This is a genomic window from Bradyrhizobium sp. LTSP857 (genome assembly GCF_000938285.1).
Classification (GTDB): domain Bacteria; phylum Pseudomonadota; class Alphaproteobacteria; order Rhizobiales; family Xanthobacteraceae; genus Bradyrhizobium.
In genome coordinates this window covers 638554-652448 of the sequence record NZ_JYMS01000007.1, presented here as the reverse complement: position 1 = coordinate 652448, position 13895 = coordinate 638554, and the positions used below count along the sequence as shown (strand labels likewise).

15 protein-coding genes are annotated in these 13895 nt (G+C 63.3%); 8 read left to right on the top strand and 7 right to left on the bottom strand.

All coding sequences use genetic code 11. From position 1 onward, the window contains the following. Positions 1 to 27: 27 nt before the first annotated feature. A complete protein-coding gene (locus UP06_RS04665; protein ID WP_045000871.1) occupies positions 28 to 1437 on the bottom strand; it encodes an aldehyde dehydrogenase family protein in 1410 nt (469 codons plus the stop codon). 181 nt (positions 1438 to 1618) lie between these two features. Here UP06_RS04665 and UP06_RS04660 point away from each other — a divergent pair, with 181 nt between their 5' ends. Then, positions 1619 to 1996, top strand: a complete 378-nt coding sequence (locus UP06_RS04660) for a hypothetical protein (protein ID WP_045000869.1) — start codon at positions 1619 to 1621, stop codon at positions 1994 to 1996. Positions 1997 to 2003: 7 nt separating this feature from the next. On the opposite strand, the gene UP06_RS04655 is transcribed toward UP06_RS04660, so the two are convergent. The 3 genes from UP06_RS04655 to UP06_RS04645 form a co-directional block, all read right to left on the bottom strand. Next, a complete protein-coding gene (locus UP06_RS04655) occupies positions 2004 to 2477 on the bottom strand; it encodes a GNAT family N-acetyltransferase (RefSeq protein WP_045000868.1) in 474 nt (157 codons plus the stop codon). 14 nt (positions 2478 to 2491) lie between these two features. Next, positions 2492 to 2866: a winged helix-turn-helix domain-containing protein gene (locus UP06_RS04650; RefSeq protein WP_045001169.1), complete on the bottom strand. Its 375-nt coding sequence runs from the start codon at positions 2864 to 2866 to the stop codon at positions 2492 to 2494. Between the two features lie 77 nt (positions 2867 to 2943). Continuing rightward, complete coding sequence (locus tag UP06_RS04645) at positions 2944 to 4026, bottom strand: substrate-binding domain-containing protein (protein ID WP_045000866.1); 1083 nt, start codon at positions 4024 to 4026, stop codon at positions 2944 to 2946. Between the two features lie 114 nt (positions 4027 to 4140). Here UP06_RS04645 and UP06_RS04640 point away from each other — a divergent pair, with 114 nt between their 5' ends. Beyond that, positions 4141 to 5625, top strand: coding sequence for an aldehyde dehydrogenase family protein (locus UP06_RS04640; protein WP_045001167.1), 1485 nt, complete (start codon positions 4141 to 4143; stop codon positions 5623 to 5625). Positions 5626 to 5813: 188 nt separating this feature from the next. Beyond that, positions 5814 to 6077 (top strand): hypothetical protein, encoded by a 264-nt coding sequence (locus UP06_RS04635; RefSeq protein WP_045000864.1) that lies wholly within the window; start codon positions 5814 to 5816, stop codon positions 6075 to 6077. Positions 6078 to 6082: 5 nt separating this feature from the next. On the opposite strand, the gene UP06_RS04630 is transcribed toward UP06_RS04635, so the two are convergent. The 3 genes from UP06_RS04630 to UP06_RS04620 all read right to left on the bottom strand — a co-directional run bounded on the left by UP06_RS04630 (position 6083) and on the right by UP06_RS04620 (position 9350). After that, a complete protein-coding gene (locus UP06_RS04630) occupies positions 6083 to 6463 on the bottom strand; it encodes a DUF779 domain-containing protein (protein ID WP_197087120.1) in 381 nt (126 codons plus the stop codon). A 69-nt stretch (positions 6464 to 6532) separates the two neighbouring features. Then, a complete protein-coding gene (gene adh / locus UP06_RS04625; protein WP_045000861.1) occupies positions 6533 to 8053 on the bottom strand; it encodes an aldehyde dehydrogenase in 1521 nt (506 codons plus the stop codon). Between the two features lie 289 nt (positions 8054 to 8342). Continuing rightward, positions 8343 to 9350: an NHL repeat-containing protein gene (locus UP06_RS04620; protein WP_045000860.1), complete on the bottom strand. Its 1008-nt coding sequence runs from the start codon at positions 9348 to 9350 to the stop codon at positions 8343 to 8345. A 180-nt stretch (positions 9351 to 9530) separates the two neighbouring features. Here UP06_RS04620 and UP06_RS04615 point away from each other — a divergent pair, with 180 nt between their 5' ends. The 5 genes from UP06_RS04615 to UP06_RS04595 are packed head-to-tail and all read left to right on the top strand — an operon-like array spanning position 9531 to position 13891. Further along, a complete protein-coding gene (locus tag UP06_RS04615) occupies positions 9531 to 9740 on the top strand; it encodes a hypothetical protein (RefSeq protein ID WP_156162757.1) in 210 nt (69 codons plus the stop codon). A 6-nt stretch (positions 9741 to 9746) separates the two neighbouring features. Continuing rightward, a complete protein-coding gene (locus UP06_RS04610; protein WP_045000857.1) occupies positions 9747 to 10256 on the top strand; it encodes a DUF1543 domain-containing protein in 510 nt (169 codons plus the stop codon). A gap of 28 nt (positions 10257 to 10284) precedes the next feature. Continuing rightward, positions 10285 to 11091: a substrate-binding domain-containing protein gene (locus tag UP06_RS04605; protein ID WP_050031541.1), complete on the top strand. Its 807-nt coding sequence runs from the start codon at positions 10285 to 10287 to the stop codon at positions 11089 to 11091. A gap of 6 nt (positions 11092 to 11097) precedes the next feature. Beyond that, positions 11098 to 12123 (top strand): aldo/keto reductase, encoded by a 1026-nt coding sequence (locus UP06_RS04600; protein ID WP_283806013.1) that lies wholly within the window; start codon positions 11098 to 11100, stop codon positions 12121 to 12123. 13 nt (positions 12124 to 12136) lie between these two features. Then, positions 12137 to 13891: a cytochrome c biogenesis protein DipZ gene (locus UP06_RS04595; protein WP_045000853.1), complete on the top strand. Its 1755-nt coding sequence runs from the start codon at positions 12137 to 12139 to the stop codon at positions 13889 to 13891. Positions 13892 to 13895 lie beyond the last annotated feature (4 nt).

Below are 13895 nucleotides of genomic sequence, written 5' to 3'. Positions count from 1 at the left end.
ATGTCTGCCGCGACCCCGGATGTCGGATCAGGCCGCCGGCGGCCCGTTGATGATCTGGAGCTGGGTGAATTCGGCGAGGCCTTCCTCGGCGAATTCGGTGCCGATGCCCGACTGCTTGGCGCCACCGAACGGGATGTGCGGGGCCATGTCGAGATGCTTGTTGATCCAGACCGTGCCGGACTCGAGCTGGGTCGCCACCTCGTGGGCCCGCTTGATGTCGGACGACCACACCGACGCGCCGAGACCGTAGGTGGTGGCATTGGCGCGGCGGATCGCGTCATCTTTGTCGGAATACTTGATCAGCGGCAACACGGGGCCGAACTGCTCTTCGTCGACCAGCTTCGAGCCTTCCTTGATGTCGCGCACGATGGTCGGCTCGATGAAGTATCCGGGCCGGTCCATCGCCGAACCGCCGGCGACCACCTTGCCGTTCTTGCGCGCGTCTTCGAGGAACGTCTTCACCTTCTCGTACTGCATCTTGTTCTGAAGCGGCCCGAGCTTGGTGCCCTGCTTGGCGCCGTCGTCGACCACCGTGCTCTTGGCGATTGCGACCAGCTCGTTGCAGAGCTCGTCATAGACGGATTCGTGCACATAGAGCCGCTTGATGGCGAGGCAGACCTGGCCGGAGTTTTGGAAGGCGCCCTCGAAGATGCCGGGCGCGACCTTCTTCGGATCGACGTCGTCGAGCACGATGCCGGCGTCGTTGCCGCCGAGCTCCAGCGTGATGCGCTTGAGCGTCTGCGCCGCGCTCGCCATCACCTTCTGGCCGGTCGCAGAAGAGCCGGTGAAGGAGATCTTGCGGATATCAGGATGCTTGGTCATCTCGCCGCCGAGATCGTGGGCGTCGGTGATGAAATTGAGCACGCCCTTCGGCAGGATATCCTTGATGAGCTCGGCGAAGCGCAAGGTCGCGAGCGGCGTGGTCGGTGCCGGCTTCACCACCAGCGTGTTGCCGGCAAGCAGCGCCGATGGCAGCTTGAAGCTGAGGATCAGCAGCGGATAGTTCCAGGGAATGATGGCGCCGACGACGCCGAGCGGGCGGCGATAGGATTCCACCTTGCGGTCGCCGGAGTCCTCGATCACCTTCATCGGCAGGTCGAGCGAGCTGAGGTAGCGGAAGAACGCGGCCATGCCCAGCACTTCGCCGGTGGCATCGCCAAGCGGCTTGCCTTGCTCGCTGGTGAGGATGTGGGCGAGCTCGCCCGAATTGGCCTCGATCACGTCGGCCATCTTGTTCACGAGCTTGCGGCGTTCCTCGATCGGGGTCGCGGCCCAGGCCGGGAAGGCGGCCTTCGCCGCGGCGACAGCTGCATCGAGCTGCGCCTTGGAGGCGCGCGGACACTGCGCCAGCACCTCTTCGGTCGCGGGATTGAGAACCGGCATGGTCTGGTCGCCGGGCACCATCTTGCCGTCGATGAGAAGATTGTAGTCGCTCATTGGCTTTGCGCTCCCTTGAAGAAACGGGCCGTTCGGGCCTCGTTATATCGCACCATATATCACGATCAGGTCGAACCGGCCATGGCGGTCGGCTCGATCAATTCCAGAAAAGCAGGCTGGACGGCGATGGACATGTCGATATATCCTGAAGGATATAGCGAAGTGTGTTCTGGGATTTGCGATGGAAATCAAGGTGAGGTCGCTCACGAACTGCGAGGTGGCACCCGATGGCGGCGCGATCTCGCTGGGCTTCGAGGATTCGGCGGGCAATTCCGCCGCCGTCAGCGTCTCGCTCAATCAGGTCGGCGCCCTGATCATGACGCTTCCGGGGCTGCTCGAGGCCGCGCTGAAGGCCCGCTACGGCGACCAGAGCCTGCGCTACGCCTATCCGCTGGCGTCCTGGGTGCTGGAACAATCGACCGACACGACTCAGCGCATCATCACGTTAGAGACCGAGGATGGCTTCAAGGTCCGTTTCTCGATCCCGAAGGCCGAGCAGAGCCTGCTGGGCGAGGCCCTGACCCAGCCGATGCCCGAAGTGTCGGTGCGGCCGAACTGACACGAGGTCAGTCGGCGGTCTCCGCCCTGGGCGGCAGCCGCCGGACCTGGAAGCCGGTCTTGCTCTGCTCGAAGCCGGCTGACGTGTAGAAGGCCAGGGTCGATGGCTTTTTCGAACCCGTCATCAGCATGACTTTATAACATTTGGCCTGCCACGCGGCGGCGACGGCTGCCTGCAGCACCTGCTTGCCGTAGCCGCGCCCCCTAAACGCAGCATGCGTGACGACATTCTCGATCAATCCGTAAGCCCGGCCACCGCGCGTCAGGTTGGGGATCACGACCAGTGTAGAGGACGCGACGACGGAACTGCCGGTGGTCCCGATCAAGGCCACGCTTCCGCGATAAGTCTGCAATTCGTCGAGGCGCTGCGCGGCGAGGTCGAGCGGCGGACTTTCGTCCGACGGATCGAGATGCCGGTAGAGTGCGAGAACTTGTGGAAGGTCGGCAGGCAGAGCAGGCCGAATGATCAGGCGCTCGTCCATGCGCGCCCGTCCATTCACGATTTGCGCGAGCGGCGGATGTCGGTCTGGAGCGCCTCGAGCTCCTTGCGGACGGCGCGTGCCGCGTCGCGCTCGATCTTGCGATAGCGCGTTACCAGTCCCTCGCCGAACGGCGTGAGCATCGCGCCGCCGCCGTTCTTGCCGCCGGCTTGCGGCTCGACCGCCACCTGCCCACAGATGCGGTTGATCTCGTCGACGAGATCCCAGGCGCGCTTGTAGGACATGTCCATGGCCCGTCCGGCCGCCGAGATCGAGCCGTGCTCCCGGATCTGCTCCAAAAGCTCGATCTTGCCGGGTCCGATCCGATCCTCGCTGTCGAGGTCGATCCGAACGCTGAGTTGGGGAAGCGATTTGGCGCTGGCGCGCGACATGATGGGTCTCTTCGACGAATGGCGAGAGAGATTGCCACTCTTGCCCGCCGCGGACAAGGTGAACGCGGCGCAACGCATCACCTCACCGCGTGCATCTCCAGGAACGCCTTCACGCCCGTGACATCGCCCGTGTTCGAGGGGACGTAGCCGGGCAGGCTCGCGACGGCGGCGCGAAAATCGGCGCTACGCATGATTTCGAGAATGCGCTGCATCGGCTCGGTATCGAGGAACGCGCGCTTGCAGACGAAGAAATAATCCTCGGTGAGGATACGGATGAAGTCGAGGCCGAATTGCCGGGCGGCGGCCTCGACGCCAAAACTCGCATCCGCCATGCCGCTCGCGACATAGGCGGCGACCGCCGCGTGGGTGAACTCGATCTGCTGCGCGCCATTGATGCGGCTCTCGTCGATGTCGTGCGCCGCAAGCAACTGGTCGAACAGCAATCGCGTGCCGGAATCGTGGTCGCGATTGACGAAGCGCACTTTTGGCGTGGTGAGATCCTCGATTGATCGGATGCCGAGCGGATTGCCGCGCGCGACCATCAGCCCCATCTCGCGCGTCACGAAACTGATGACGCGGTCCTCGCGCGGATCGAGCCATTCGCGCGCGGTGTTGATGCCTTGCGCGCGCAACGCGCCGTGCGGCAGATGCAGGCCGGAGAGATCGCAGGCGCCTTGCGCCAGCGAGACCAGCGAATTCTGGTTGCTGACATAGCGCAAATCGACGCCGATGCCGGGCTCGCGGTCGAGGAATTCGCGCAGTTTGGCGACTGCAAAGCCGTGGCTCGCATGGACGCGGATCACTGACGGACGCTGCTCGAGGAACGGCTTGATCTCGCTCGCAAGCTCCTGAGCGAGGTTCTCGAGTTGCGGCCCGAGCCTCGCCTGCATGCGCTCTCCCGCCCACACCAGCCGTTCGCCGAATGCTGTGAGCTTGGTGCCCTTGCCGCGACGGGTCTCGACCAGCGGCGTGCCGAAAAACTCCGACCATTGCTCGATCAGATTCCAGACATGCCGGTAGGAGAGGTGGGCGTCGGTGGCTGCGCTGGAGATTTTTCCGGTCTTCCGGATTTCGTTGAGAATGCCGAGCATGACCACCGCCGTGCGCGGGCTGCCCTCCCGGCGAAACCGCCAAACTGCCTCGATCTCGATCTGGAGCATGAAACGACCTTATGAAGTTGAGTTCATATGGTGAGTGGGTCATAGGCACACCATATCATATTTACTGCGGAAAAAGCCGGCCTAATCTGGTATACCAGAAACGGAGGAAATATGATGTCAGTTGCATATGACTTTGCGCGGTCTCCCGCCGCCGAGTTCATGGCCCGGCCCCAGAACCTGCTGATCGATGGCCGCCGCGTACCGGCGAGCTCCGGCCGCACCTTCAAATCTCTCAACCCCGCCACCGGCCAGGTCATCGCCACCGTCGCGGAAGGCAACGAGGTCGATGTCGATCACGCCGTTGCCGCCGCCCGCCGCGCCTTCGAAGGCCCCTGGCGCACGATGCGCGCCTCCGAGCGCGGCCTGATCCTGATGCGATGGGCGGAGCTGCTGAAAGCTCACGCCGACGAGATCATCGAGATCGAGTCGATCGACGCGGGCAAGCCGATCTCGGCAACGCTGCGCCAGGATTTTCCGGCTGCCGTCGACACCCTGATCTACTACGCCGGCTGGGCCGACAAGATCAGCGGCGACGTCGTGCCCGTGCGCGACGATGCCTTGACCTACACCGTGCGCGAGCCGGTCGGCGTGGTCGCGGCGATCGTGCCCTGGAATTTCCCGCTGATGATCGGCATGTGGAAACTCGCGCCGGCACTGGCTTGCGGCTGTACCATCGTGATGAAGCCGGCGGAGCTGACCTCGCTGTCGGCGCTGCGCATCGCAGAGCTTGCGCTCGAAGCAGGCCTGCCGGCGGGCGTCTTCAACGTCGTCACCGGTCCCGGCCGCGTGGTCGGCGACGCGCTGGTCAATCATCCCGATGTCGACAAGGTCACCTTCACCGGCTCGCCCGGCGTGGGCCGCGGAATCATGAAGGGCGCTGCCAGCAATTTCAAACGCGTCTCGCTCGAGCTCGGCGGCAAATCGGCCAACGTCATTTTCGACGATGCCGATCTCGAAGCCGCGTCCAAGGCTGCTGCCTCCGGCATCTTCTTCAATGCCGGCCAGGTCTGCTCGGCCGGCTCCCGCGTGCTGGTGCAGGAGAAGGCGTATGACGAAGTCGTCGAGCGGCTGGCTGCGCGTGCAAAATCGCTCAGAATCGGTGATCCCCTCGATCGCAAGACGGTGCTCGGGCCTGTCATCTCCGAGAAGCAGATGAAGTCGATCCTCGACTATGTCGATATCGGCCAGAAGGAAGGCGCGACCCTTGTCACAGGCGGTGAGAAGGTCGGTGAGCGCGGCTATTTCATCAGCCCTGCGGTGTTTGCGAATGTCGAACACGAGATGCGGATCTCGCAGGAGGAGATCTTCGGCCCCGTCGTCAGCGTCATCAAGTTCAGGGACGAGGCCGATGCTTTACGGATCGCTAACGGTACGGCCTACAGCCTTGCCGCCGGCGTCTGGAGCCGGGACATCGGCAAGCTCCAGCGTTTTGCCAAGCGGGCCCGCGCCGGCACGGTGTGGATGAACACCTATGGCTACACCGACGTGCGCCTGCCCTGGGGCGGCGAGCGCGACTCCGGCCTCGGCCGCGAGCACGGCACCGCCGCAATCGACAATTTCACCGAGCCCAAGGCGGTGTGGATGAATTTGGCCGTCTGATACCTCCCGAGCGGCCAATCCTGGAGCCCGCCTGATCCGCCGGGTCAGGTGGGCTCTCTTTTTCGAGATCGGTAAAATTGTCTGCAATCCGCTCAGCGGCGGCAAACCCTGCGGATAAGAACCGGAGCTGTTTAAACCTCCGCTTTGGAACCGACATGCATCCTGCCTGCAAAGGGTGGGGCATCAGCATGTCTATTCTCAAGGAGATCGTTGCTGCGGGCGCGGGAGTCTACGCGCTTCTGTGCGCCTGCGACGCAGTGTTCGGCGTCGGCGAGGCGCGTTTCGACGACGCCTATTATAGCAGCGACTTCTACAAGCCGCGGCCGAAGGAATTTCGCTTCGCCGGCGACACGCCGCCGGCCGTGCGCGTCAGCGACGCTTTTGCACAGTTCTCGCGGGCTGAAGCCAAGCCCAACAAGCGTTACTCGTCTCTGACGACGATCATTCGCTAAGCGGATCACGCCGCCCGTGCCGGCGGTCCTGCGGCTTCGAGCGCGGCAACTTCCTCGTCAGTGATAACGCGGCTGCGGGTGAGAAACCGCACGCCTTCGGGCGCCTCGGCCGAGAAGCCCGAGCCACGACCGGGCACGACGTCGATGATGAGCTGGGTGTGCTGCCAATACTCGAACTGGGCGGCGCCGATGTAGAAGTCGCAATCGGCGATCTTCCCGAGAAACACGTCCTGCGGGCCGACGCGGAAATCGCCGACTGGATAGCACATCGTCGCCGAGCCGTCGCAGCAGCCGCCGGACTGGTGGAACATCAGCGCGCCGTACTGGGTCTTGAGGCGCGCGACGATCTCTGCCGCCTTTGGCGTGATCTCGACCCGATTGACCATGATAGGCATCCTGCAAACAAAAGGTGGCGCAGGTGCGACGAACCGCACCTGCGCCAAGGCGGCGAACGATCAGAAGAAGCCGAGCGCCTTGGTCGAGTAGCTGACCAGGACGTTCTTGGTCTGCTGGTAGTGGTCCAGCATCATCTTGTGGTTCTCACGCCCGATACCGGACGCCTTGTAGCCGCCGAACGCCGCATGAGCGGGATAGGCGTGGTAGCAATTGGTCCAGACCCGCCCGGCCTGGATGGCGCGGCCGAACCGATAGGCGCGGTTGCCGTTGCGGGTCCAGACGCCGGCGCCGAGGCCGTAGAGCGTGTCGTTGGCGATCGACAACGCGTCTTCTTCGTTCTTGAACTTCGTGACCGATACGACCGGTCCAAAGATCTCCTCCTGGAAGATGCGCATCTTGTTGTGGCCTTCAAAGATGGTCGGCTCGACATAGTAGCCCTCGGCGAGCTCGCCCTCCATCTTCGCGCGTTTGCCGCCGGTCAGAACCTTGGCGCCTTCCTGCTTGCCGATGTCCAGATAAGACAGGATCTTCTCGAGCTGGTCGTTGGAAGCCTGCGCGCCGATCATGGTCGAGGCATCGAGCGGGTGGCCCTGCTTGATCTTCTTGGTGCGTGCGACCGCCTTCTCCATGAACTTGTCGTAGATGGATTCCTGCACCAGCACGCGGCTCGGGCAGGTGCAGACCTCGCCCTGGTTGAGCGCGAACATCGAAAAGCCTTCGAGCGCCTTGTCGAGGAAGTCATCGTCGGCATCCGCCACGTCGGCGAAGAAGATGTTCGGCGATTTGCCGCCGAGTTCCAGCGTCACCGGGATCAGATTGTCGGAAGCGTATTGCATGATCATGCGGCCGGTCGTGGTCTCGCCGGTGAAGGCGATTTTTGCGATCCGCTTGTTCTGCGCCAGCGGCTTGCCGGCCTCGATGCCAAAGCCGTTGACGACGTTGATGACGCCAGGCGGCAGGATGTCGGCGATCAGCTCCATCACCGCGAGGATGCCGAGCGGCGTCTGCTCGGCCGGCTTCAGCACCACGCAATTGCCGGCGGCGAGTGCGGGTGCCAGCTTCCACGCCGCCATCAGGATCGGAAAATTCCAGGGAATGATCTGGCCGACGACGCCGAGCGGCTCGTGATAGTGATAGGCGACGGTGTCGTGGTCGATCTCGGAAATACCGCCTTCCTGCGCGCGCACCACGCTCGCGAAATAACGCCAGTGGTCGACCACCAGCGGCATGTCGGCGTGCGTGGTCTCGCGGATCGGCTTGCCGTTGTCGAAGGTCTCGATCAGCGCGAGCAAATCGAGATTGGATTCGATCTTGTCGGCGATCTTGTTCAGGATGCGCGAGCGCTCCTGCACCGACGTCTTGCCCCAGGCATCCTTGGCCTTGTGCGCGGCATCGAGCGCCAGTTCGATATCGGCCGCGGTGGAGCGGGGAACCGAGCAGAGCTTCTTGCCGGTGATAGGGCTCGGATTGTCAAAATACTTGCCTTCGACGGGAGCGACCCATTTGCCGCCGATGAAATTGTCATAGCGTTCGCGGATAAGAAGCGTTTTCGAGACCTGGTCGAGCGCCTGTTGGAACATGATATTTCCTCCGTGGATTGATCGGCGTTCTCTGCGCCTTGAATCATGCGGTCTCGCGCATCGTTAAACGGGCGCTCCGATTGCGGCGGAGCACCACGGCGCAAAGTGAACCGGGCCGAAGCGTTTGCCGCTCCGGCAACGAGGGGAGATTTTGGATCATCCCGGCGAAACCGCGCGAACTCTGCGCCGGGCTGAATGGTTCGTCAACGCTGTATCCGATCAAATATGGCGCGCTGCCGCGGGGCATGAACGCGCAGCGCGATTGCTGCGCTGCGCGTTCAGTCGCGCGTTACTTTGGCAGTGCAATCGGCTTGAGCGTAAACGGGCCCGGGTCCTTGCTCTTGTTCTCGCCGATGACGTAGGACAGCTTGCCTTCCGCAACCCAGCCGGTGTCACCGATTTGGGCGACCGAAACCGGCTCGGTAAGGCCATCCTTGATCACCTCGACCCGCGCCTCGTCGCCGCTCACGGTGATCCTGTCGAGACGGCCGGCGCCCTCGATCAGCAGAAAGCCGTTGCCGAACGCGCGAAGTGCATCGGCGTGGTCCAAAGCACTTGACGGCTTCAGCTCGGTGATCGTGCCCGACTTGCCGTCCTTGACGGCGATCCGGAACAGTTTTGCCGGGATGAAAGTCGTCACATAGAGGTTGCCGTCGGAACCGACGGCGATGCCGTCGAGACCGACGCCATCCTTGGCTGGTGCCAGCGCCGGGTCCGTCGCCCAGACCTCGAGCGCGGTCGCACCAGGCTTGAGGCTGTAGACATAGGGGGCGAAGGAGTCGCTCACGTAAGCGGTTCCGTCGCCACTCACCGCGATGTCGTTGCAAAACGACTTCTCGTCCTTGAGCGCGAAGCTGGCCTTGGGTGCACCCGTTCGAAGGTCGAACGTCTTCAGAAACGCGCCTTTGCCGCTGCCGGGACTTGGAACGCCCATGCCTGACAGATCGTTCGAGCAGGCGTAAAGCGTTCCGCTCTTCTCATCCGCCAGCACCCCAAGCGTGGAGCGGCTGCCGTTAGCGCCGGGTGAGATGAAGGCATCGACCTTGCCGGTCGGCGTAATCCGCGTCACGCCGCCGTGATTGAAGCTGCCGACATAGAGCGCGCCATCACTGGTTGCCGTCACGCTCTCGGGAAAGCTCTTGTCGGGCACGCTGACCGGAGTAGGGGTTTGGGCTTGGGCAAGGTCTGCCGTCAGTGCACAGGAGGCGAGGATAGCAGCAGCCGCACCGAGGGCGCGACTGGTCGTGAGCGTTTCTCCCTGCCTGCGCGAACGCGAGGCATTGTCGTATTTTTTCATGATTGCGATTCCTGACGAATAAGAAGGGACTATTCTTCAGAGGCGAGCTTTGTCGGCCGTTTTGTCGCTTGCAGCTGGCGGATCCTTTTGCTCCTCCCCGGTCCGCCTTGCCGCCTACGATATATACCAGTAAATATAGCGATACGAAGGCCGATGGCCGGAATCAAAGAGGATCCCACGATGTCCCGTCACGTTGCACCTGTGCGCGAAGAGAGCGGCAGCGTGGAAGCGCCGCGCAGGTGCTTGAGTTGTAACGGGATCATCGCCGGCCTTGCCGACCAGGATCTCGGCATCGGCCTCAACATCAAGCTCGGCCTGGTCTCAGACGAATGCGCGCTGATCTGCAACGCGTGCACCGCAAAATTGATCCGGCAGCAGGTCGTGGTTTGAGGTCGAATGAAGCTGTTCATGTTCTACGTCGGCGGCGATTGCGGCAATTCCAATGTGGAGCTGCACGACATCAGGTTCTCGATCGGAACGACGCCGGAGGATTGTTTTGAGGATCTGCGCCGGCAATGGTGGGGTGAGCCGAAGAGCCTGCATCTGGATTGCTGGGGCGCGGTGGAGCAGGCCGATGGGTACGACCTCGAGCTGTCATCCACGCCGCCGGTTGGCGAGCAGGGCAAGCTGTTCTTCGTCAACCTGGGCGGCTACGATCCCGCGCTGTTCAGCGAGCTGCACAAGAACATCCTGATCGTCGCCGCTGATGCCGGCGCCGCCAAGGACCGGGCCAAAGCGCAGATCAACCATTGGCAGAAGCCGCACAAGGACAAGCTGTTCGAGGTCGAGAAGACCGTCGACATCAGTGCGCTGATGCGGGACCACGGCTATCATCTCGTCCTGCGGCAGGCTGTGCAGGAGAAGCCGTTTCAGTTCCAGTGCGACTACCTTCCGATCGGCGAATAGCCGGACAATCAAGGAATAGGGTCAGCTTATGAGAGCTTCACTCTCCATCATCTCCGCATTTTGTCTTGCGATCAGCGCCACGGCCGCGCGCGCCGAGCCGGCCCGCGTCTTTGCCGCGGGCAGCCTGACCGTGCCGTTGAAGCAAGCGATCAAGGCCGCAGGGCTCGATGCATCGCAGGTCGCCGATCCCGTCTTCGGCCCGGCGGGCGGCTTGCGCGAGCGCATCGAGAAGGGCGAGGTTGCCGACCTCTATCTGTCGGCCAACACCGAGCATCCGCGTACGCTGGCGGCGCAGCGGCCGCAGACGCTGGTGATCCCGTTCGCACGCAACAATCTCTGCCTGTTCAGCCGCGACACGGTTGGGCTCACCGAGTCCAATGCGCTCCAGACGATACTCGATCCCAAGATCCGGCTAGCGACGTCAACGCCGATCGTTGATCCCGGCGGCGACTACGCCTTTGCCGTGTTCAAGCGCGCGGAAAAAGTCCGCGCCGGGGCCGATGCCGTGCTCAGCCAGAAAGCTCTGAAGCTGATCGGTGGGCCGGCCGCCATCACACCGCTTGAAGGCCACTCGCCGGCCGCCAGCATCTTCCTCGCCGACAAGGCGGATGTGCTGCTGGTCTATTGCAGCGGCCAGCAGCAGACCTTGCGCGAGGTCCCCGGCTTGAAGGTCTCGCGCCTGCCGCTGGAGATCGACGTGGTCGCGACCTACGGGCTGGCGTTGCTCACGGACAATCCGGTCGCCGCGCGGCTTGCGCTGTTCCTGCTGTCGGACAAGGGGCAGGACATCCTCGCCGAAAACGGTCTTGTGAAGATCAGCCCAGTCGAGCGGTGATAAGAGCTGGCCGAACACCCGCGTCAACATCTCCCAAAGAAAGAGCAAGAAGATGGATACGTCAAATTCGGCAAGACCGGTCTTGGTGTCTCCCGCCTGTGCATTGGCTGCATGACCTATGGCATCCCCGACCGCGGCTCGCATCCGTGGACGCTCGAGGAGGAGAAGAGCCGCCCGCTGATCCGCAAGGCGCTCGATCTCGGTATCAACTTCTTCGACACGGCCAATGTCTATTCCGACGGCACCTCGGAGGAGATCGTCGGCCGAGCGCTGAAGGAGTTCGTCAAGCGCGACGACATCGTGCTCGCCACCAAGGTCAACGGCCGGATGCGGCCGGGCGCGAACGGGGCAGGGCTGTCGCGCAAGGCGATCTTTGCCGAGATCGACAACAGCCTGAAACGTCTCGGCACCGACTTCGTCGATCTCTATCAGATCCATCGCGGCGACCCGACGGTGCCGATCGAGGAGACGATGGAAGCGCTGCATGATGTCGTGAAGGCCGGCAAAGCGCGCTATATCGGCGCATCCAACATGTATGCATGGCAGTTCGCGAAAGCGATCTACACCTCGCGCATGAACGGCTGGACCGAGTTCGTCAGCATGCAGGACCACATCAATCTCATCAACCGGGAGGAGGAGCGGGAGATGCTGCCGTTCTGCCTCGACCAGGGCATCGCCGTGATGCCGTGGAGCCCGCTGGCGCGCGGACGGTTGACGCGGGAGTGGGCCGAGAGCAGCGCGCGGCTCGAGACCGACGAGTTCGGCAAGACGCTCTACAACGATTTTCCGGACTCTGATCGCCAGGTGACTGAGGCCGTCGGCAAGATTGCGGCGGCGCGTGGCGTTCCGCGGGCGCAGGTCGCGATGGCTTGGCTACTCCAGAAGAAAGGCGTGACCTCGCCGATCATCGGCGCGTCCAAGCCGGAGCATCTGACGGATGCGGTCGCCGCGCTGTCGCTCAAGCTCAGCGCTGAGGAGATCAAGGCGCTGGAAGCGCCTTACGTGCCGCATCGCGTCGCCGGCTTCTCCTGACAAGAGCGGGCTCATGATTCTCTATCTGCTGGCCTATCTCGGTGGCGTCCTGACCATCGTGAGCCCGTGCATCCTGCCGGTTATTCCGTTCGTGCTGGCGCGCGCCGATCGTCCGTTCTTGCGAAACGGGCTGCCGATGCTGATCGGCATGTCGCTGGCTTTTGCCGTCGTCGCGACGCTTGCGTCCGTCGCGGGTGGCTGGGTTGTTTCCGCCAACCAATATGGACGCGGTGCCGCGCTGATCCTGCTCGCATTGTTCGGCCTGACACTGGTGTTTCCGGAGTTGGCCGATCGCCTGATGCGGCCGCTGGTGGCGGTCGGCGCGCGCATCTCGCAGTCGGCGGACCAGCCGGGCGAGGACAGTCTTGTCGCGCCGCTCGTGCTCGGAATTGCCACCGGCTTTCTCTGGGCGCCTTGCGCGGGGCCGGTGCTTGGCCTGATCCTGACGGGCGCCGCGCTTCAGGGCGCCAATGCCGGGACAGCGCTGCTGCTTCTGGTTTACGCCGCCGGTGCCGCAACGTCGCTGGCGTTGGCTCTGCTGGTTGGCGGCCGCGTCTTCGCCGCGATGAAGCGCTCGATCGGCGCCGGCGAGTGGATCAGGCGCGGGGTCGGCGTCGCCGTGCTCGCGGCCGTCGTCGCCATTTCGCTCGGCCTGGACACCGGCTTCCTCACCAATCTCTCGGTCGGCAGCACGACGTCGCTGGAGCAGGCACTGCTCGACAAGCTGCACCCGAATGCGAAGACCGCGATGACCGGTCCGTCGATGCAGGCCAAGCCGAGCGGCGATAATGCATCCGACTTGCTGGTCGAGGATCTCGATCCTTCGCTCGACGGCGCGCAAACTTGGCTGAACTCGCCGCCGCTGACGCTGGAGCAGTTGAAAGGCAAGGTCGTCCTGGTCGACTTCTGGACCTATTCCTGCATCAACTGCCTGCGTTCGATTCCCTATGTGCGCGCCTGGGCGGAGAAATATCGCGACCGCGGCCTGGTGGTGATCGGTGTTCACGCCCCTGAATTCGCCTTCGAGCGCAATGTTGACAACATCAAAAACGCCATGGCGACGCTCAAGATCGGTTATCCCGTGGCGGTCGACAACGACTACAAGATCTGGCGGTCCTTTGAGAACCAGTACTGGCCTGCGCATTACTTCATCGATGCCAACGGCAAGGTCCGTCACCATCATTTTGGCGAAGGCGAGTACGCGGAGTCCGAGCGCGTCATCCAGACGCTGCTCGCAGAAGCCGGCAGCAAGAACGTCCCGTCCGACATTGTCGCCGTCAAGGCGTCGGGCGCGGAGGCCGCGGCCTCCGACAGCGCCGACGTCAAATCGCCTGAGACCTACGTCGGTTACGATCGCAGCGAGAATTTCGTCTCACCCGGTGGCGTGGTAAAGGACGAGAGCCACGTCTATGCCGCCGGCGAACCGCAGCTCAACGATTGGTCGCTCACCGGCAACTGGACGGTCGGGTCCGAGCGTGCGCAGCTGAACGCGCCCGACGGCAGCATCGTCTACCGCTTCCACGCCCGCGACCTGCACCTCGTGCTCGGCCCCGCAACCGAAGGCGCCAACATCCGCTTCCGTATCACCATCGACGGCAAGGCACCCGGCGCCGCGCACGGCATGGATACGGACGCCGACGGCAACGGCGTGGTGACGACGCAGCGCCTCTATCAGCTCATCCGCACGTCAGACGCTGTCGCTGACCACACCTTCGAGATCCGCTTCCTCGATCCCGGCGTCCAAGCTTTCGCCTTCACGTTCGGCTAAGCGC